16 protein-coding genes and 1 riboswitch are annotated in these 19,633 nt (G+C 47.4%); of the genes, 8 read left to right on the top strand and 8 right to left on the bottom strand.

Features of this window, described 5'->3' with window-relative positions; genetic code table 11:
- Positions 1–5 precede the first annotated feature (5 nt).
- Positions 6–611, top strand: a complete 606-nt coding sequence (locus QT996_RS02515) for a DUF3038 domain-containing protein (protein ID WP_333044296.1) — start codon at positions 6–8, stop codon at positions 609–611.
- Between the two features lie 122 nt (positions 612–733).
- On the top strand, positions 734–2,320 hold the full coding sequence (locus QT996_RS02510) for a DUF4335 domain-containing protein (RefSeq protein ID WP_333044295.1): 1,587 nt from the start codon (positions 734–736) through the stop codon (positions 2,318–2,320).
- A 403-nt stretch (positions 2,321–2,723) separates the two neighbouring features.
- On the opposite strand, the gene QT996_RS02505 is transcribed toward QT996_RS02510, so the two are convergent.
- The 3 genes from QT996_RS02505 to QT996_RS02495 form a co-directional block, all read right to left on the bottom strand.
- On the bottom strand, positions 2,724–3,107 hold the full coding sequence (locus tag QT996_RS02505; RefSeq protein ID WP_333044294.1) for a VanZ family protein: 384 nt from the start codon (positions 3,105–3,107) through the stop codon (positions 2,724–2,726).
- A gap of 122 nt (positions 3,108–3,229) precedes the next feature.
- On the bottom strand, positions 3,230–4,576 hold the full coding sequence (locus QT996_RS02500; protein ID WP_333044293.1) for a DUF3370 domain-containing protein: 1,347 nt from the start codon (positions 4,574–4,576) through the stop codon (positions 3,230–3,232).
- 152 nt (positions 4,577–4,728) lie between these two features.
- A complete protein-coding gene (locus tag QT996_RS02495) occupies positions 4,729–5,652 on the bottom strand; it encodes a nucleoside hydrolase (protein WP_333044292.1) in 924 nt (307 codons plus the stop codon).
- Between the two features lie 79 nt (positions 5,653–5,731).
- Between QT996_RS02495 and QT996_RS02490 the strand changes: the two genes are divergently transcribed.
- A complete protein-coding gene (locus QT996_RS02490; RefSeq protein WP_333044291.1) occupies positions 5,732–7,693 on the top strand; it encodes a S9 family peptidase in 1,962 nt (653 codons plus the stop codon).
- A gap of 237 nt (positions 7,694–7,930) precedes the next feature.
- The gene (locus tag QT996_RS02485) at positions 7,931–8,149 is read left to right on the top strand and encodes a hypothetical protein (protein WP_333044439.1); all 219 of its coding nucleotides are present in this window, start codon (positions 7,931–7,933) and stop codon (positions 8,147–8,149) included.
- Positions 8,150–8,360: 211 nt separating this feature from the next.
- On the opposite strand, the gene QT996_RS02480 is transcribed toward QT996_RS02485, so the two are convergent.
- From QT996_RS02480 to ntrB, 4 genes are all read right to left on the bottom strand, one after another.
- Complete coding sequence (locus tag QT996_RS02480) at positions 8,361–9,146, bottom strand: universal stress protein (RefSeq protein ID WP_333044290.1); 786 nt, start codon at positions 9,144–9,146, stop codon at positions 8,361–8,363.
- Positions 9,147–9,192: 46 nt separating this feature from the next.
- Entirely contained in the window at positions 9,193–10,032 is an 840-nt protein-coding gene (locus QT996_RS02475) for a nitrate ABC transporter ATP-binding protein (protein WP_333044289.1), read from the bottom strand.
- Positions 10,033–10,184: 152 nt separating this feature from the next.
- Positions 10,185–11,615, bottom strand: a complete 1,431-nt coding sequence (locus tag QT996_RS02470) for an ABC transporter substrate-binding protein (RefSeq protein ID WP_333044288.1) — start codon at positions 11,613–11,615, stop codon at positions 10,185–10,187.
- Positions 11,616–11,696: 81 nt separating this feature from the next.
- Positions 11,697–12,545 (bottom strand): nitrate ABC transporter permease, encoded by an 849-nt coding sequence (gene ntrB / locus QT996_RS02465; protein WP_333044287.1) that lies wholly within the window; start codon positions 12,543–12,545, stop codon positions 11,697–11,699.
- Positions 12,546–12,645: 100 nt separating this feature from the next.
- A riboswitch (cyclic di-AMP (ydaO/yuaA leader) is annotated at positions 12,646–12,858 on the bottom strand.
- A gap of 174 nt (positions 12,859–13,032) precedes the next feature.
- Here ntrB and QT996_RS02460 point away from each other — a divergent pair.
- From QT996_RS02460 to bchD, 3 genes are all read left to right on the top strand, one after another.
- Positions 13,033–14,226: a sensor histidine kinase gene (locus tag QT996_RS02460; RefSeq protein WP_333044286.1), complete on the top strand. Its 1,194-nt coding sequence runs from the start codon at positions 13,033–13,035 to the stop codon at positions 14,224–14,226.
- A gap of 141 nt (positions 14,227–14,367) precedes the next feature.
- The gene (locus QT996_RS02455) at positions 14,368–15,783 is read left to right on the top strand and encodes a HAMP domain-containing sensor histidine kinase (RefSeq protein ID WP_333044285.1); all 1,416 of its coding nucleotides are present in this window, start codon (positions 14,368–14,370) and stop codon (positions 15,781–15,783) included.
- A gap of 34 nt (positions 15,784–15,817) precedes the next feature.
- A complete protein-coding gene (gene bchD, locus QT996_RS02450) occupies positions 15,818–17,923 on the top strand; it encodes a magnesium chelatase ATPase subunit D (RefSeq protein WP_333044284.1) in 2,106 nt (701 codons plus the stop codon).
- Positions 17,924–18,005: 82 nt separating this feature from the next.
- On the opposite strand, the gene QT996_RS02445 is transcribed toward bchD, so the two are convergent.
- Positions 18,006–18,329 (bottom strand): PEP-CTERM sorting domain-containing protein, encoded by a 324-nt coding sequence (locus QT996_RS02445; protein WP_333044283.1) that lies wholly within the window; start codon positions 18,327–18,329, stop codon positions 18,006–18,008.
- A gap of 544 nt (positions 18,330–18,873) precedes the next feature.
- Here QT996_RS02445 and QT996_RS02440 point away from each other — a divergent pair.
- Positions 18,874–19,602, top strand: a complete 729-nt coding sequence (locus QT996_RS02440; protein WP_333044282.1) for a Bax inhibitor-1 family protein — start codon at positions 18,874–18,876, stop codon at positions 19,600–19,602.
- Positions 19,603–19,633 lie beyond the last annotated feature (31 nt).

Raw genomic sequence — 19,633 nt, 5'->3', positions numbered from 1 at the left:
AAGCCATGCGCTCGACCGTAAAGTCCTCCGCTCCCACAAACGAAACGGGCCCATCTCCCAACTGGGAAGAATTGACCCAAAAAGCACCAGAACCTACCCAGTTGGACAACATTAAAGCCCAACTGGATTTAGTGCTGTTAGCCCTAGAAGCACTGGCAGAAATTGGCTCAGAGGCGATGCTCAAGGTAGCAGCCGAACTGAATTTAGAGCCAATGGTAGCCGATCGGGTAGCTTTGTGGCGGCTGCGCCAATCTAACCCACTGCGGAAAGGCCATGGAGGGCGCAAAAAACTCGATGTGGAGGAAGCTCGATCGCTCGTTTTGATAAGCTGTCATTTGGCAAAACAGCACCAAGCTTTAATCCGCCGCGCTGTTGCTTTGCTGGAACAAATGGCAGAGCAAAACCGCGAACCTCACACAATCGCTTTGCTGGGAGATTATATTGACAGGTTCAGCAACACTTATGGCTCGCGCATGGAAGATGCAGAAAATTTATCGGCCCGAGAGTTGACTGATTTGGCCCTCAAACTCCTGATCGATTTGCTGTTTTACAGCAGTCCCGGCGGTCACCGCCGCCTCTGGCTGGCTCTTCTAGACCGCGCTAAAAATTAAACAACAGTCATTAGTCAGTAGTCATTAGTCAGTAGTCATTAGTCATCAGTCAACAGTCAACAGTCAACGGTCAACAGTCAACGGTCAACAGTCAACAGTCAACAGTCAACAGACTTTCTGCTATGGTTCTCAAACGGTACACGCCCCCCACTTGCACGCTGGAAATTACAGCCAAAAGTTCGCCTCTATCTCGCTGGGCGGGCCAACCGGTGTTTAAATCTTTAAGTTTCGAGCTGCGACTCGACGACCCCAGGCTGCCAGATACCCAACACGTTACTCTCAGGGGCGATCGAATTCAACTCGAAACCCTCCACGAAGCTGTCAGCACCTACGTCCAAAACTTGCTGGGCGAATCCCGGGATTGGGAAAGCAACCTTAACTCTCAAACCGCTCGTACCGCTGGGGGCTCAGACTCGCCAGAAGCCGCGCGTAATGCCGTTATATTCGATCGATCCGTCAACACTTCCGAACTAGCAACTTCCAACCCCTACTCTCTCCCAACCTCTGCCCCAAACACTTCCTACCTTCCGGTTCCCCCCCGCTTAGAACCCCGCGGCTTGCTTGCCCACAACTTGTTTTTAGGCTCTTTGAGCGCCGCAGAATCCGGGCCAGTAGTTCCGTTGAGCACCCTGCAACTGTTTGACTTGGCCACAGCACTAGATGACTGCGCCGCCGAAGTGATGGCGCTTCCCAACCTTAACCGCGAGTCCCGACAACCGCTGTCCTCACCCTGGCTCAAGGTGGCAGCATTGCTGGTGGCGATGGCGGGCGTGACGACAGGAACTATCAAAATGCTCGATCGATCCGCCACCTCCCCGCAAATCGCCACAGCCCCCGATCCAGGAAACCCCCAGTTAGCTGCCCGCGTCTCCCCCAGTCCAGTTCCCGCCGTACCGACACCCCCAGCACCAACACCCGCAGCCACACCCGGTTTACCACCGCTGCCGCCCCCGCCCATCAACACCGCTACCTCCCCCAGCCCCAGCTTGCCCCCCCTCGCCCTCGCCCCAACTCCAGCCACCAACAGACCCAGCCCTATCCAGCAGCCACCCCTGCTATTTCCCCCCAACGGCAGCGCAGCCAGTGCCCCACAGAGCGCCCCAGCATTCCCTCAAGGGCAAACAATCACAATTCCCGCCCCCGAAGAACCACCCATTGCCGCGCGCCCAGCACCCGCACCAGTACCCTACCTGCTACCCCCCCTACCGCCGAGACTAGCTCCCGCCGTACCGCCCCCCCTGCCGCCCTCCCTGTCTGCTTCCCGATTTCCCGTTCGCCCGCCGCAGCCTTTCCCCAGCCCCATCGAGCCGATTGTCCCCCCCGCCAGTACCGAACTCCCACCCCTTGAGGACGCTCAATCAACCACCGAGTCCAAGGACAACAACCAGGCCGCGACGAGCCAAAAAAACCGCACTTTATTTGATACAATTCCTCAAGTTTCCGAAGCTAGAACTTACTTTGAGGAACGCTGGAAGCCTCCTGAAGGAATGGAACAAACTTTGGAATACAGCCTGCTGATCGATGAAAATGGGTCAGTTCAAAGTATTGTGCCGATGGGAAAAGCTGCAGCAGATTATATCGAGCAAATTAATATGCCATTAGCCGGCGAGCCGTTTGTTTCTGCCGTTTCTAATGGAAAAACCCCGAAAATTCGGGTTGTTTTGCGACCAAACGGTCGAGTACAAACATTTTTGGAAGAGAGTGATTAAACGCTCTCAAACACATTGTCCAGATGGGAAATCCCGGTTAATTGCTAATCTTAAACAAGTTCAAAAAAAATCAAATTTTAACTGAAACAGCAGCAGCCAGCGTATTGACATTTGCTCGTGTTTGTGCTGCCGATATCTCTTTATATCGTTTCCGGTTGCATGGGAATGATAAAGTCAAGGTCAATAATTCCACATTCCCCCACTTCCCATCATTCCGGTGTAACCGGAATTGATATTACCCGTGCGGGCAGAGTCACCATTGACAAAGGTTGCTGACACTCGTCAACCGATGCTCATTGCACACCCTACAAACTTCCTTCTTCCTTCTTCCTTATATCCTTTACATCCGTTACATTCGTTACATCCGTCGAGCGAATCCGTTGCCGAACTTCCTCCTATATCATCAATACCCTTTTTTTCTATCCCAAACTTCTCCAATCCAATAAAAAACTGCAATCCCGCAAAAACTAAACAAAAAATCTTCAATACTAGCAGTACGATTGGGTAAAATTCCTTGCAGCATTTCTTCCGCAACAGTGAAAATAGTAAAAATTGCGGGCCCGAAAGGAATTGAATAATTAAACAAATTGATATTTTTTTTTCCTGTTGCTCTATGGCACAGAAAAGATGCTATTCCGTACAAAATAAAGTGTCCAAGTTTGTCATAAGGCGGATGAGCGAGAGGAAAGTTGACTAAGTTCCCCGTATCTGCTAAAAGCATGATACTGAGAAGAATTAAAACGTACACAAAACAAGCAATAATCCAGAATTTTTTTGATAACTTCATCTTTTTTTTGCCGATAGCAACTAGGGACAAATCAATTCCGCGCAGCGCAAAAATAAAAACACATCTGGTTAATTACGTATTGTATTTGTAGGTGTCTGCCTACCCGTAGCCGCGGGTTAAATTTAATTTGTTTTCACTGTCAAAACTTGGGGAGGCGACGCATCGGGCGGATAAATAAAATCCACTTCGACAAGTCGCTTTTCTCCCGCTTGCATCTCTAATTTTACCAAAGGTTCCCCCTGCTGTCCCCGCCGCTGCACTAAATGCACGTAGCGAGTTTGAGGCACTTGAGCATCATCACTATACCGCACTCTGACAGTTCCCCTAAAAAAAGTTTGAGGTGCCGGAGGTTCTAAAAAACTAAGTCCTCCTGAAGTTAATTTGTCTGTCTTAATTGGAGTTTGAATCGCGACCGTTACAGTTTGATTTTTGCTGGTAGAATTGTACAGCGGCAAGCTGAGACTGTATTGAATTCCGTAATTGCCGTGGGCGCGGTATGCTGTATCTGGGTAGCGGACTAACATCCTGGCACTTTGCACTTGATTTGTGCCCAGCATTCCGCGCGGGAGGCTGCTTAATGCGTAGGAAAATGCTGTTCCGGGTTGGGGAATTGCTAGGTTTGATGTGGCTTGGTTGTCTGAGAGAAGTGCTCGCCATTCTGAACCTAATGCTACACCGGCTACTCTGCCGTAAATTACTTGACCTTCGGTGATTTCGGGCGGTGTGGGAGTTCGATCGCGCGGCCCGGCTATATTACCATTGTCTAATAAGTTTTGCCATTCTGCTAAGTTGGGCGATCGCTCGTTTCCCTGTGCGTCAACTCGGGCAAACATGGCCAGACTGGCAACATAGACTATACCATCGCTGCGTAACCGCATCAAAGTCGATCGACCGTTTAACGGCGGTACCAATCCCCGCACCGGTATCGGATGATTCATCAACAGTTCGCTTTTTCCCGGTGGAATAATTAACCCAGGCCCAAACTCTGACTGTCTTCTTCCTCTCAGAATATCATTCACAGCGCGGCTTCCCGGCCCCGCGTAAATATTACTGTTTGAATTATCGACTTGCGGCGGTAATTCAATAAAAGGTGCATCGGGTTGGCTGAGATAACTCGCAGCTTGCAATATATCTAATTTTACTGGTTTATTGCCCGGATTGTAAACAATTACTCCTTGATACAAGGTTCGCAAATCTTCCGGCGAAGGTGCGCGCGCGATGTGGTGGGCAAATATGTCGAAACGTCCTTCAAACGGAAAGTTTAAATGTGCCGCCGGAAATCTTTTACCCTCCCGGGGAAATGTCGAAAGCAAAATTCCTTCTTGTAGCACTAATTCGGGACTGTTGCTGTTAAATACTGGTATGTTGTCTAACTGTCCGGGGAGAGCTCGCACTTCTTGGATTTGGATCATTTCTTGAGGTGTGGAAGGGCTTGGGGCTAAGGGGATAATTGATAGAAGTGGCAGCATTTTTTGATATTTTGCATGGGTTAGAGGAGATTCTTTTATTAACCGCAGAGGGCGCAGAGGGCGCAGAGGAAGAGAAGAGGAAGTAAATATTCGTGTCAGGCGGGTTGGGTACTGAGATTTTGCTCACTCGTCCCTAGGAGATATTGTGATTTTTACCGCGCCCACTGTTCTAATATGTAATTGTAAAATTTGGCGGTGTCTACTTTATCCATTGCTTGAATTTTTCGCCCTCCTATTTTAACTTTTGTGCGTCCTTGGCTGAGGCCTTCGGTAATAATTTCTGTTTCCCATTCTCGCAGTTGGTAAAATTCGGGATGCGCTAAATAAGCGGTTGCCAAAATGTCCCAAAAATAGAAATCTTGAGATATTGCGAAGGCATAACACTGTCCTGCTAAGTCGGAAATGGGATATTTGCGCTGTCTTGCTAAGAGATTGGAAAATTCTACAGTCAGCGGTACATTATTAGTGATATCTAAAGGACACATGACAACGGGAATTTGGGTTTGCCAAATTCTATCGATTGCTATCGGGTCCCAGTAAGCATTCCATTCCGCCGACATATCTTGTCCGGGTTCCATATCTTTGCTAACATTGCCGATAACATTTAGGGCGCCTCCCATCCAGACAATTTCTTGAATTTTGCTTTCAATTTCTGGCGCGATATCTAAAGCTTGCGCTACTGTTGTTAACGGCCCCGTTACCATTAATGTGACTGGTACGGCTGCATCTCGCAAAACTCGCACCATAAAGTTTTGTCCGGGTTCTGATATTAACGGCGTCTCAATGGTTCCTTTTTCATTTAGAATGGGAAGTCGATCGACTGCAAAGGAATCTCGCCGAAATAACACCGGAAATGGGTTGAGTCCCCGCACCGTACTCGCCGCCACCGGAACTTCTGAACGCCCCATCAAATCCAGGATTTTGCGCGTTGCACTCACCGCCGGTTGAATGTAGCAGTCCGCAGGAGTTACAATTACTCCCAGGGTTTCGACTTCCTCCATTGTCATCAGCAACACGACTGATAGATAGTCGTCAACTGCACCGTCGTGATCCATGAGTACGAGTTTTTTGGACATTTTGCTTCCCGGGTGACTGAATTAGTGTAAAGTACAAATATTAATTTTTTTGTCCGATAAACACAACTGCCTCAACTATATGAATACAGTATCACCTTACGGTTCTTGGAAATCACCTATTTCTTCCGATTTAATTGTTTCTGGAACTGTCGGACTCGGACAAATTGCTATTGACGGCGATGATATTTATTGGGTTGAGGGAAGGCCTTCGGAAGCCGGGAGAAGCGTCCTCGTGCGGCGCACTCCTGACGGTAAAATCAGCGACGTGACACCCCCTCCTTTTAATGTTCGCACTCGCGTTAACGAATACGGCGGCGCTGCTTTTGCAGTTGCTGGCAGTGTTGTGTATTTTTCTCATTTTCCCGACCAACGTATTTATGTTCAAACATTAAATTCTCAACCCGAACCTCTGACTCCTGCTGCTAATTGTCGCTATGCAGATGCGATAGTTGACAAGCAGAGAAATCGCCTGATTTGCGTGCGCGAAGACCATGCAGGTGAGGGCGAACCTGTTAATACTATTGTTAGCATTAATTTAGATGACGGCGAAGATATTCAAATTTTAACTCAGGGCAATGATTTTTATGCTTCCCCTCGTTTAAGTCCAGACGGTTCTCTACTTTGCTGGATTTGTTGGAACCATCCAAATATGCCGTGGGATGGCACAGAATTGTGGGTGGCAGAAATTAATGCTGACGGTTCTTTACGGGAAAAATACTTAGTTGCTGGTGGGGTTGATGAGTCGATTTTTCAACCGGAATGGTCGCCCGATGGAGTTTTGTATTTTGTTTCTGACAAGTCTAACTGGTGGAATTTCTACCGCTGGCCATCGATAACCCCCCTCAATCCCTCCTTGGTAAGGGGGGAAGCAGAGATAGAAACCAGCTTGTGCGAAATGGCGGCTGAATTCGGACTTCCTCAGTGGGTTTTTGGAATGTCTACTTATGCTGTTGTCTCGGAAAGCAAAATTATTTGCACCTACACTCAGCAAGGCAAGTGGTATTTAGCGAGTCTCGATTTGACGACAAAGCAGTTGACAACAATTGACACGCCTTACACTGATATTTCGTCGGTCAAATCGCGGGGTGAAACTGTGGTTTTTCTAGCAGGTTCGCCGACTGAATCTACTGCGATTGTACAACTCAATGTAGCAACAAGCAAACTAGAAATATTGCGCCAATCGAGCAATTTAAGCATCAATCCGGGTTATCTTTCTGTACCGGAACCGATTGAATTCCCCACGGAAAACAATTTGACGGCTTTTGGTTTCTTCTATCCCCCGAAAAATCAAGATTTCGCAGCGCCTGCTGGTGAAAAACCGCCGCTTGTTGTTAAAAGTCACGGCGGCCCAACTGCTGCTACTTCTAGCAGCATGAATTTGAAAATTCAATATTGGACGAGTCGCGGTTTTGCCGTACTTGATGTTAATTACGGCGGGAGCACTGGTTACGGCCGAGAATACAGAAAGAGACTGCAAGATAGTTGGGGAATTGTCGATGTTGACGACTGCGCTAACGGTGCTAAATATTTAGCTCAAAAGGGTTTAGTTGATGGCGAAAGAATGGCGATCGCCGGAGGCAGTGCAGGGGGGTACACTACTCTCTGCGCTCTTACTTTCCGCGATGTGTTTAAGGCCGGTGCGAGCTATTATGGAGTTAGCGATTTGGAAGCTTTGGCCACGGATACTCACAAATTTGAAGCGCGCTATCTGGATGGATTGATCGGGCCTTATCCTGAAAGAAAAGATTTGTATGTAGCTCGTTCGCCGATTCATTCCGCCGAACGTTTATCTTGTCCCGTTATCTTTTTTCAAGGATTAGAAGATAAAGTGGTTCCGCCTAATCAAGCAGAAATGATGGTAGAAATATTGAAAGCTAAAGGTTTGCCGGTTGCTTATGTTGCTTATGAAGGGGAACAGCACGGTTTTCGCCGCGCTGAAAATATCAAAAGAACTCTTGACGGCGAATTCTATTTCTATTCGCGGGTGTTTAAGTTTGAGTTAGCTGAACCTGTGGAGGAAGTGCAGATTTACAATCTTTAGAAAACATTAAGTTTGCAGTTGCTCTGTTTGTGCTAAAAAGCAACTGCAATCTTTAGCATAATTCGCAAAGATTAAATGTGATTGAGTTCACAATTTTTGCTATTTGCTGTCACAACTTTTTGCTGTTGATTGTCACACTTTTTAAGGAAATACACTGACAGAATATCAGAGTGCGATCGCCTCCTGTTACCCCAGAAACTCCCGATCGCGCGATCGTCGAATTCAGACTTAATCGCTATGCAAACTCCTGTCCACCTGATTCCATCTGCTTTGGGCGAGCTGTTTGCCGAAGTGAATCAAAATGGGTACATTACTCTAGCCGATAGGTATGGTTTGATGGCTGCTATTTTTGATGAAAATTTGCCTGAGGAAGACAAACGCTCGATCGATCGGCTGCTGCGCTCTGTGTGCCGGGGAAGGATAAAATTAGTTAACGAACTGTCTATGATCAGATAAGTGCCGATTATTTTCCTTGACGATATTTTTTAAAATCTCCACAATCAAAAACAGTCCTAATTGTCTCATAATTAGGACTTCGAGCAAGGAAACCATTTTTAATTTGTGAGCGATATAGAACTTACGCAAAAAAAAGTTGGGCGCGCGAATTATAGTCGTAGGGTGCGCTGCACCTTACATAATTAGATTCTGGCCCAACGAGTGAACAAGTTTAACGTGCAGGTATAGTTGTCGCCAACTGTAACTTGCTCAAACTTTCTTCAGGCTGAACATCCATCTGATAGCTGAGTGCCGAAGGAACCCCGAGTACGCAGCACGGAAAATTATTGCCTAGTTCCCTAACCAGCCGATGGTTGCCAGAACCACAGCCCAAGAACAGTAAATTTGCTGATTCTAATTCAACCACATTTGTCAGTTCTGTAGCAACCCGCCCGATGCGTAAATGAGCTTTGAATAAACCGCGCCATTCCTCAGCCAAACACCGCGCTTGCCACAGCAACTTATCTGCTACCTCGTACTCATTATTTTGACCACAAGTTGCTGGGAAATAATGCGGATCTCTCCAATTTTTTTGCTGGGATACCGAGGGAATTTCGGTTGGTAAAGCGAGCGCAGACGCGACACAACTAAGGGCGAATGTTTCCTCTAAATCAGACACTTTCTGCTGTGCAGCCAAGGCATTTGCTACAGCCAAGTTGCAAGTATCTTCGCGGTAAGTTTTTGGCGATTCGTCGATCACGTATACGACTTGAACCGTGACTTCTTTAGTTGTTACTAAACGAGTTTGATGCGCCATCCAAAGGGTAATATCCAGAGCTATTTGACTTTGGGGAGAACTGTTGTAACCGACAATAAAATTGATAGTTTTGGCCTGTTTTGGGGATTTTGATTTCTTAGAAACTGGTAAGGTTTGCTCCGGCAGCAACACCATTTCTTCTGCTAAATTTTGGTATCCCAATGCACTTTCAAAACGCGCTAACATTGTTTTGAGATTCACAGGCTTAACCTCTCTTAAGTAAATTGTTATGTCGATCCGTCGGGTGTTATTCGTCTTGAGTAAAGTAGCGATCGAGAAAATTCAAAGCATAGTTGCGGAGTTCGTAATACTCCTGGGATTCCCGCAACTCTTGGCGATCGCGCGGGCGCGCAAACGGCACTGACAAAATCTCTCCTATTGTCGCCGCCGGGCCGTTTGTCATAAGCACAATGCGATCGGACATATAGATAGCTTCATCCACATCGTGAGTAATCATCATGGCAGCTTGTCTGTGATTTTCCCAGATATCCAGCACCTGTTTCTGCAACTTGCCGCGAGTTAAAGCATCGAGGGCTCCAAACGGTTCGTCCATTAATAACATTTTCGGTCGAATTGCCAAAGCTCGCGCAATCCCAACCCGCTGTTTCATGCCCCCTGAAATTTCGTCTGGATATTTATCGGCTGCCGATGTTAAGTTTACCATTGCTAGGTGTTCGTTGACAAGACTAATCTTCTCGGAACGGCTAAGACTTTGCAAAACTTCATCAACTGCCAGCCGAATATTTTCCCGCACCGTCAGCCAAGGCAGCAATCCGTAGTGCTGAAATACCATCATGCGATCGGCTCCCGGTTTGCGAATTTCTTTTCCTTCCAGTGTAACCATTCCCCCGCTCTGTTTTTCCAAACCTGCCACTATTTTTAGCAGCGTTGATTTGCCACAGCCAGAGTGACCGATTACCGAAATAAATTCGTTTTCTCCAATACTTAAATTGATATTTTCCAAGACGCTAAATTCTGTACCGTCACCATTTTTGTAAGACTTGAACAAATTGTCGATTTCCAGAAATAGACGATCACTCTTGAGGGAACTTTTGGTACTGGTAGAAGTAGAAGTGTATTGGCTCACGGTATTCTCCTAAAAAGTAGTAAAGTGTTAATTAAATTTTCTGGCTGTTGCCTAAATCCTAAAATTGGGCAGTCGGTTTCCACCGACTTTAGCTATTAGCCAGGGACTTAAGTCACTGGCGAGACGGTAGGAAAAGCGCCAAATCTCAAACATTAAGACTGAAAAAAAGACTGAGGGCGGTTTGCTCGAATTTCAAAACTATTCAAATAACCCACCGGATCGCTAGGATCAAATCCCTTTTTATCAATGAAAAGTTCCGCAGGTTCCACTTGGTAATCCTCCTTCGGACAATCGATCGCCATTTCGGCAACAATCTTGCGGTAAAGGTCGGTTCTCCAAGCTTTTTTAGCTAATTCTTCAGCATTTTTTGGCATTTCTTTAATGTGTCCCCAGCGAGCGGCTTGAGTCATCAACCAAATACTTTGAGACTGCCACATAAATGTTGAATGATTTCCCGGTATTTGAGGCAAATTCTTAGGAATGTCATAGAAAATAGTTACATCTTCCGATTGTATGGTGCGGTCTTTTCCGTCAAACCCCCCATAGTTGTAGTCGCCAACTATTGCCGGTCGCGTAAATTTGTCGATCGGCCCTTTTTTCGGTTTCGCCCCCGTAAACGATCGCTCAGTCAGCAACGCCGCTATTTCATTGCGATTTTCCGGCTTGCTGCAATACTGACAAGCTTCCACCATTGCCTTAACCAGCGAGTAATAAGTCTTCGGATTTTCGTTAATGAATGATTCCATTACTCCCAAAACGCGATCGGGATGTCCCAGCCAAACTTCCTTGCCTTGCACGAAGGTAAAACCCACTCCCAAATTGCCTTGAATTGCCCGCGTATTCCAAGGTTCTGCCACCATGTAAGCCTGCATCGCCCCAATCCTGATGTTCGTTACCATCTGCGGCGGCGGCACAATAATTACCCGAAATTCTTTGAACGGATCGACACCGGCAGCCGCCGATATGTAGCGGACAAAGTATTCGTAAATCGCGGAACTCAGAACCACTGCCCAAACTCTTTTTTCCGGCGGCTGACTGTCAAAAAAGGCTCGAAATTGTTTGCCAAATTCTTCAAAATTGCCGTTGTATTCGTGCCACGGGCGTAAACCGAAATCCCACATCGCTTTGTTCATCGTCATAGCGTTGCCGTGGCGGTGAATTGTCATTGCCGCGCACAGGGGTGCGTGGCGCGCTCCTTCGGCCCCAATTCGGGCGTTTGTGACGGCGCCGGATACGACTGGGGAGGCGTCGAGGCGACCGAAGATTACGCCGTCGCGGGAGGTTGCCCAGCTTGCTTCGCGGTTGAGTTGGACGTTTAAACCGTATTTGCGGAAAAAGCCTTTTTTCCAGGCGATCGCAAATGGTGCACAATCGTTAACCGGCACGTATCCTACGGTTAAATTTGGTTTTTCTAAGGTTCGGGAATCGACGATCGGCTTTACGGCTGAGGCTTCTTCTGTGAGTCCTTTTGCCGATCGATCCGCGCTAATTGCACAACCAGATAAAGCCATTCCCGCCGCCACCGAGCCCATTCCTTGCAAAAACTCTCGGCGCTTCCATTCATTGGAAAACTTGTCACTCATATTTAATTTGACTAATGACTGTTGACTGTTGACTGTTGACTGTTGACTGTTAACTGTTAACTGTTGACAACTGCCAATAGACTAATGATTAACGATCGATCGATGCGTTACCAATTCCTGAACTTTGTCAACAGCAGCGTCGAGCAACAATCCAGTTAAACCAATTACAAACACCGCTAAAAATACCGAACTCAGGTTCAAACGGCTCCACTCATCCCAGACAAAAAAGCCAATTCCCACACCGCCTGTCAGCATTTCCACCGCCACAATCACCAGCCAAGCAATCCCCAAACTAATCCGCAAACCTGTAAAAATGTATGGCAAACTCGCGGGCCAAATTATCTTGGTAATCCGCCTCCAGCGCGGCATTTCCAACACTCGCGCCACATCCAGATAATCCTGAGAAACGCTAGAAACTCCCAAAGCTGTGTTGATAATTGTCGGCCACAAAGATGTGATGAATATGACAAAAATTGCCGACGGCTCTGCTAAATTAAAAATTGATAAAGCTATCGGCAGCCAAGCTAGCGGCGACACTGGTTTGAAGATTTGAATCAGCGGATTGAGCGCCATCATTGCCGGTTTCGACATCCCTATGAGAAATCCCACGGGAATCGCCACTGCTGCACCCAGCAAAAATCCCACCAACACCCGTCGCAAACTCGCTAGCAGCAGCCAGCCAATGCCTAAATCTCCAGGCCCGCGCTGATAAAATGGATGGAATATGTAATCTAAATTAGCTATTAACGCCTGATAAGGAGTGGGAATCAAATCGCTGTTGAAGCTGGCAACAATCCACCACAGGCCAAGAATTCCCAAAAAACCCGCCGTCGGCAACAAAACAGCATCTCGGATGACAACGGGTTTTACACGTTTCCACGTTGCAACTCCTGCAACTGCGATCGCAGATAAATTAAGCTGTATGAACATTTCAATCTCCTTCAGAGTCAGGGCAGGTACAAGAATCTTGAACAATACCAACCTGAGACACTGACGAAGCCAAAAAATCTTTTTCAGAACATTTGGCTTTTCAGTCTCTTCTCAATGCCTGCGAAGTTAGCTGACGGGCTAGGACTGAGAGATGTCCTTCTCCTGAGATTTCAAAATCAAAAATTACACTTCAATTTGGGAATTTTTAACTTTGCTTTTTAATTCTGTAGAGATTCGCCCCGAAAATTGGTTCCTCCGCTCCAGCCACACGCTTGGTTTGATCGCGCAGTGCTGGATTAGGCTTGACTTTTTAAGCCAATTTAACATAAGCTAGCATGAGCGTATAATTCTGTCAATACGTCTTTAGGAGTAGCTATTTGTGGCGAAGCTAAAAAGTTGAGTGAAAATTCAAACAGTTAATTATTCAACTAACCTAGACATATAAAATACGATCGCTAACTTGATTTATATATTTATATATAGGGCCATGATAGATTTTAGCCAAGCGCTACAAGATAAAATTGATATAATTACCGAAAACTGGATCGAAGCTGTTCGCGCCGACGAGCAAATCGAAACCGCCAAGCAACTCACCTACACTTCCGTGCGCGACAGCCTTCCCATCGTACTGCAAGCGATCGTAACTATGCTGTCCCAATCAGAAGAAAGCGACATTCGGACACTTATAGAAAAAAGTTTAGACCACGGGACTGTCAGGGCAAAACAAGGCTACGATGCCGAAGAAATTGCGCGGGAATACCGCTTGCTGCGGAGGGTAATTTTCGATGCTATAGAGCCAGAATTGCTAAAAGGCTCAGCCGCTGAAGTCAGCCGAGCTTACCGCTTAATTGACAGTGCCCTCGACGAAGTAATTGCTGACTGTTTCAAAACCTATACCGAGGCAAGATTCCAAGAACTACAGGAGTTGCAAAACCAATTGCAACTTACAAATCAAGAGCTGAATCGCTTACTTCGCGCCAGTCAAGAGAATCTATCTCACTTAGCTCACGAATTGAAAACTCCCCTCACCTCTATTATTGGTTACTCAGAATTGTTTTTGCGCCAAAGAAACAATCCTGGACTTAAAGATTCGGCTCCCAATTTGGCACATATTGATAAAGTCCTCACCAACGGCAGACTGTTACTTAGATTAATTAACGATACTCTCGAAATCTCCCGGTACGACGCGGGACGCATAAAATTGCAGCTAAGTGCGACAAATGTGCGATCGGCGATCGGCACTGTTGTCGAAATACTCGATCCTTTGGCTAAAGCAAAAAATTTAGAGATCGCCGTTGAGTGCGATCCGGTTCTCGATCAAGTTATGACAGATTACTTGCGCTTGCAGCAAATTCTCACCAACTTGGCGAGCAACGCCATTCGCTACACCCAAGCTGGTACTATTACCATAAAAACCGAATTATTGCCAGACCAACATTGGAGTATCTGCATCACCGATACAGGAATTGGCATTGCTTCCGAAGACTGCGATAAGATTTTTATGCCCTATTTTCGGGCCGACAACTCCCTGGCACCTTACATTCCTGACAGTACCGGCTTAGGGCTAGCAATCGTAGCTCGATTAGTCAACCTATTGCAAGGCAAAATCGAATTAGTTTCTCAAATAGGAGTTGGCTCCTCCTTCACTGTCACTTTTCCCTTAGAAATCGATCGATTTTAAACAAAAAATCCGCTTGAGTTGCCAAGTAAATGTTGCCTGTGCGATCGCAGCTTGCACGTTTTCCATTTAGTCCCCTGACAAAATTAAAAATTAAAAATTAAACCCTCTATGCTTGAGGGAATATACTACTTTTGGGCTCTTTTGTCAAGAAACTTAAGTGCTGGTTGTTGCAGCAACAAGCTGGTATCGACTCATCAAGAGAGAGCCCGCACAGGGAAAAAATCACCTCAAAACTACTTCTTTTGGCCGGGTCGCGATCGCCAGAAGTTTGGTATGGCGATCGGGCGATCGCTCAACTACAATGAAGCATGGCCAATATCTGCCAAACTTCACCCCCACGCCGACATCATGGACTACAGCCAAGTGCTCGCCGACAAAACCGATACTATCGTCCAAAACTGGATTGAAGCAGTTCGTCTGGATCGGAAAATTGAAATTGCTGAGGCCCTACCGCACTCAGCAATCGAAAATCACATACCTTACCTGCTGGCGGCGATGGTCACAGTGCTTTCCCAATATCAAAACAGCGAAATAAAACTAATAATTGAAGCCAGTTTAGATCACGGATTTCTCAGAGCCGAACAAGGCTACGACGCCGCAGAAGTAGCCCGCGAATACCATTTATTGCGTCAAGTCATATTCTCCCAATTAGAAGCCGAATTGCTAGCAGGAAGCGTCGCAGACGTATTCAGAGCTTTTCGGCTGATAGATACCGTACTAGACGAAGCAATTGCCCACTGTTTCAATAGCTACGTCGCTCAGAGGCTGCAGGAACTTCAACAAATCCAAACTCAGTTACAACTCACCAATCAAGAACTCTCTCGCCTTGTCAGCGTCAATCAAGAAAACGTCTACCATTTGGCTCACGAACTCAAAACTCCTCTCAACTCAATTATTGGTTATTCCGAACTATTCTTGCGAAAAGAAAAATGGCAATCTGAAGTCAAAGATACCCTCCCCGGCATCGAACACATCGAGCGAGTATTGCGTAACGGCAGACAGTTGCTGCGCCTGATTAACGACGCACTAGAACTTTCTCGCGCCGACAGCGGAAAAATTAAACTTCACCTGCGGCCAACTAATGTACGATCGGTAATTAACACCGTAGTAGAAATGATGCAGCCAATGGCTGATGCTAAAGGATTAAAGCTCGCTATTACCACCGACTGCGCCCCAAAACAAGTAATCGCCGACGGACAGCGGCTGCAACAAATTGTGACCAACCTTCTAAGCAATGCCATTCGCTATACAGAATCCGGTACCATCGAATTAAGTTGCCACTACGCTGGAGAAGCAAATTGGGCGATCACAGTTACAGATACCGGCATTGGCATCGCCCCCGAAGATACAAACCGTATCTTTGACCCCTTCTTTCAAGCAGGAGAAGCCAGCAAACAGCTCTTTCCTGCCGAAAGCACGGGCCTGGGATTAGCAATAGTATCGCGGCTCGTCACGCTGCTGCAAGGCAAAATAGAGCTAGTATCAGAAATAGGAGTCGGTTCAACTTTTACCGTGATTCTGCCCCTAGAAGTTAAAATCCTCCAAGAAGTAAGCTAAACATTAAGTTCAAATTTTTACATCTGCAAATCCTATGCCCGCAGCCAACCTGAGCCCTTCCACCACAGCCTTTCCCCTCACCGCCGTAGTCGGGCAAGAAGCAATCAAACTCGCCCTGCTGTTAGCAGCAGTCGATCCCGGATTGGGAGGAGTTGCGATCGCAGGCCGCCGCGGTACAGCAAAATCAGTAATGGCCCGCGCCTTGCACTCCTTACTGCCACCCATTGAAATTGTTAAAGATTCTTTTTGCAACGCCGAACCTAATGAAATTCTTGCAGAACAGGCATCAGGCTTGTTACCAGAAAATGGCGGGCAAGATGCCCACACCACCGATACTAATTCCCCACATACAGAAATAATTCCCACACCATTCATTCAAATCCCTTTGGGTGTCACAGAAGACAGACTCTTAGGTTCCGTCGATGTCGAACAATCAGTAAAATTTGGTCAAACCGTATTTCAACCTGGACTCTTAGCCCAAGCAAATCGAGGGGTACTTTATGTAGACGAAATTAACCTCCTCGATGACAATATTTCCAACCAATTGCTAACAGTATTAACCGAAGGACGCAACCAAATAGAGCGCGAAGGCATTAGCTTTCAACACCCCTGCAAGCCTCTATTTATCGCCACCTACAACCCCGAAGAAGGGCCGCTGAGAGAACATTTGCTCGATCGAATCGCGATCGTACTTTCAGCCGACGCAGCACTCGAACTAGAAGAAAGAGTCTATGCAGTAGAACAAGCTTTATCCTACTCCAGCTCCCCCCAAGAATTTCTCAATCAATACAGCGAAGATACCGACAACCTCAAAACCCAAATCATTCTAGCCAGAGAATGGCTCAAAGATGTCAGCATTAAACGCGAACAAATTGCCTACCTAGTAGAAGAAGCCATCCGGGGTGGCGTTCAAGGACACCGCGCCGAAATATTCGCAGTCCGCGTCGCCAAAGCCGCGGCTGCCATCGAGGGACGCACAGAAGTTAACGCCGAAGATTTGCGCCGCGCCGTAGAATTAGTCATCGTGCCCCGCGCCACCATCATCCAAACTCCCCCAGACGAAAACTCTCCTCCTCCTCCACCCCCACCGCCTCCGCAAAAGCAGTCAGAACAAGAACAAGACGAACCAGAAAACGAGCAAGAAGACGAAGAAGACCAAGAGGATGAAGACAACCCGGAACCTGAAGAAGAACCAGAAAAAGATACCATTCCCGAAGAATTTCTCTTCGACCCCGAAGGCGTAATTCTCGACCCCAGCGTGCTTTTCTTCGCCCAAGCCGCCAACCGCCAAGGCAAATCGGGAAGCAGAAGCACCATTTTCTCGGAAGATAGAGGCCGTTACGTCAAGCCAGTATTGCCCAAAGGCCCCGTCCGCCGCATCGCCGTTGACGCCACCCTCAGAGCCGCCGCACCCTACCAAAAAGCCCGCCGGGACCGGAATTCAGACCAGGAATCCACCGCCGGCTCAATCACAAATCGAGAGAAGCGTGTATTTGTCGAACAGGGAGACATTCGGGCGAAGCGCTTGGCCAGAAAAGCTGGAGCTTTAGTCGTATTTGTCGTCGATGCTTCGGGTTCGATGGCGCTCAACCGGATGCAGTCGGCCAAAGGTGCAGTCATGCAGCTACTCACAGAAGCTTATCAAAGCCGCGACCAAGTTGCTCTCATCCCCTTTCGCGGAGAACAAGCAGAAGTGCTGCTACCGCCGACTCGCTCGATAGCCTTGGCCCGCAAGCGTTTGGAACGGTTGCCCTGCGGCGGCGGTTCCCCCCTGGCACACGGTTTGACTCAAGCCGTGCGCGTGGGAGTCAATGCGCGGCAGTCTGGAGATATCGGTCAAGTGGCGATTGTCGCAATTACCGACGGGCGGGGGAATATTCCTTTGGCTCGTTCTTTGGGGGAACCAATTGTAGATGGAGAAAAGCCTGATATTAAGAAGGAATTGTTAGAAATTGCGGCGAAAATTCGCGGGTTGGGAATGCAGTTGCTGGTGATTGATACCGAGAGCAAGTTTATTTCGACTGGCTTTGCGAAGGAATTGGCCAACACTTCTGGAGGGAAATACTATCACTTGCCGAAAGCTACCGAACAGTCGATCGCCGCTATGACTAAAAATGCTCTGCGTGACGCGATCGGCTAAAATCCTGATAGCCGCATTTATCTGCGTTTATTCGCGTTTATCTGCGGTTAAAAATCCCAAAATTAGACTTTTTGCCAAAAGTCTAATTTTTAACTCTCGCTCTCCGGCGGCTCACCGCCAGCGAACCCGCAACTAAACCCAACCCTACCACCGTCGAAGGCTCAGGAATTCTTACGGGCAGAGGTACGCGGTTTGCCGTCCCCCGGTTCGGGGTTGAAGAAGTTGTACTTTGGGGGAGTTGACCAGTCTGAGCCAGCAGCCAATTTTCTGAACCCTGCCATGAAGTAGCGGTAGAAACGGCTCGGACATTAGCTGCAAGGGCAGCTTGACCGCCGGAAATAACGGCTGCGGCTAATAAAATTCCGGCTGCAGGTGGCAATAATTTGCGATCGAAAAAGGTGTACATTAGATATTACCTATTTGGCATTTTGTCGATAGAAGTTGATCTATTCATTAATTTTTTGGGTATCCTCTGTCTGAGCTACCTTAGCAATTAACGGAACCGATTTTATATTTTATATTTTATATTTTATATTTTAGATTATTGAAGTTTCTGGTCCCTAGTTTCAACTAAGTCGCAAATCAAAAACCTAAAATCAAATGTGGCCCATGCCTCTAGCATATACTCCTTGATCCCCAATCGTAAATCCCCCCTCCAAAATTGATTGACTTCAGCTATATGTGATTTGATCGACTTTAAGCTAGCCCTTGGCCGCATATAGCCCCGACCCTTTAAACTTAATTATAGCTTTGCCGCGAGGCGCAACGGTGCCAGACAGCTACACGGCACAGACCTGTACGCAGTCGATTATAAACAATCGATCCCTGCTTTGCAGTGATTTCACCCCCGTTCTTTATCAAATCTTTAAACTCTTTCAGGTTTTGCAAACAAAGTGTAAAGCTGTCAAAATGATAGATAGCAATTCTCAGCCAAAATTAGGTAAATCCTCGTGAGTAACACTAGCAATTTCCGCGAAGCCGTGCGCGAGGCCAAAAACCACGCGCTGGTAGGGCCCAACGTCATCTCCAACGCTCTCCCCTTCGTGGGCGGCGGACTTGTCTTAACTGCTGTCGGCACCTACGGGGGCCTGGGAGTGATCCGCAACTATCCCAGGATCTTCTTTCCCACATTCATCGCCGCGATCGTCCTAGAATTAATTCTGTTCTTTGTCGCTCGCGCCGCCGCCGAACAAGGTAACAAAAATACCGCTTTGCCCCTGCTGGCAACCTACAGCCTGCTTTCCGGCTACACCCTCAGCGGATTGGTGTCTGTAGCCCTCCGAAGCCAAGGCGTCGGCATCTCCGGCATCGGTTTTGCCGCCCTCGGATGCGGCATTACCTTCATCGCCGCCCGCCAAATTGGCTCCAACCTTTCTGAACAAGACGGCATGGCCCTCACCAAAACTATCAGTTTAGGTGTGATTGCTTTGTTTGTCGTTGTTGCCGGTCAGTTTCTGCTCTCTCTATTTGGCGTCTACACCCCAACTTGGTTGGAAATTGGCATTTCTGGCATCGGCGTGTTTATATTTGCCGGTGCTGCGATCGTCGATTTTTACATATTACCCCGCAGCTACCGCGACGATCAGTATTTGCCCGCTGCTCTGTCGATGTACTTGACCTACATCAACTTGTTCATCTTTATTCTGCGCCTGCTGATTGCTCTCAACGGCCGCGATTAATTCAAACTTTAGCTTATTAAAAAAAACCGCG

The organism is Microcoleus sp. S13C4, assembly GCF_036700865.1.
In the GTDB taxonomy this organism is placed as follows: Bacteria; Cyanobacteriota; Cyanobacteriia; order Cyanobacteriales; family Microcoleaceae; genus Microcoleus.
This window is presented reverse-complemented; position numbering and strand designations above follow the sequence as displayed.

Bases quoted from the DNA above. Each gene is read 5' to 3' on its own strand.
- QT996_RS02515 (WP_333044296.1), top strand. From the start codon at position 6: ATGCGCTCGACCGTAAAGTCCTCCGCTCCCACAAACGAAACGGGCCCA.
- QT996_RS02510 (WP_333044295.1), top strand. From the start codon at position 734: ATGGTTCTCAAACGGTACACGCCCCCCACTTGCACGCTGGAAATTACA.
- QT996_RS02505 (WP_333044294.1), bottom strand. From the start codon at position 3,107: ATGAAGTTATCAAAAAAATTCTGGATTATTGCTTGTTTTGTGTACGTT.
- QT996_RS02500 (WP_333044293.1), bottom strand. From the start codon at position 4,576: ATGCTGCCACTTCTATCAATTATCCCCTTAGCCCCAAGCCCTTCCACA.
- QT996_RS02495 (WP_333044292.1), bottom strand. From the start codon at position 5,652: ATGTCCAAAAAACTCGTACTCATGGATCACGACGGTGCAGTTGACGAC.
- QT996_RS02490 (WP_333044291.1), top strand. From the start codon at position 5,732: ATGAATACAGTATCACCTTACGGTTCTTGGAAATCACCTATTTCTTCC.
- QT996_RS02485 (WP_333044439.1), top strand. From the start codon at position 7,931: ATGCAAACTCCTGTCCACCTGATTCCATCTGCTTTGGGCGAGCTGTTT.
- QT996_RS02470 (WP_333044288.1), bottom strand. From the start codon at position 11,615: ATGAGTGACAAGTTTTCCAATGAATGGAAGCGCCGAGAGTTTTTGCAA.
- ntrB (WP_333044287.1), bottom strand. From the start codon at position 12,545: ATGTTCATACAGCTTAATTTATCTGCGATCGCAGTTGCAGGAGTTGCA.
- QT996_RS02460 (WP_333044286.1), top strand. From the start codon at position 13,033: ATGATAGATTTTAGCCAAGCGCTACAAGATAAAATTGATATAATTACC.
- bchD (WP_333044284.1), top strand. From the start codon at position 15,818: ATGCCCGCAGCCAACCTGAGCCCTTCCACCACAGCCTTTCCCCTCACC.
- QT996_RS02445 (WP_333044283.1), bottom strand. From the start codon at position 18,329: ATGTACACCTTTTTCGATCGCAAATTATTGCCACCTGCAGCCGGAATT.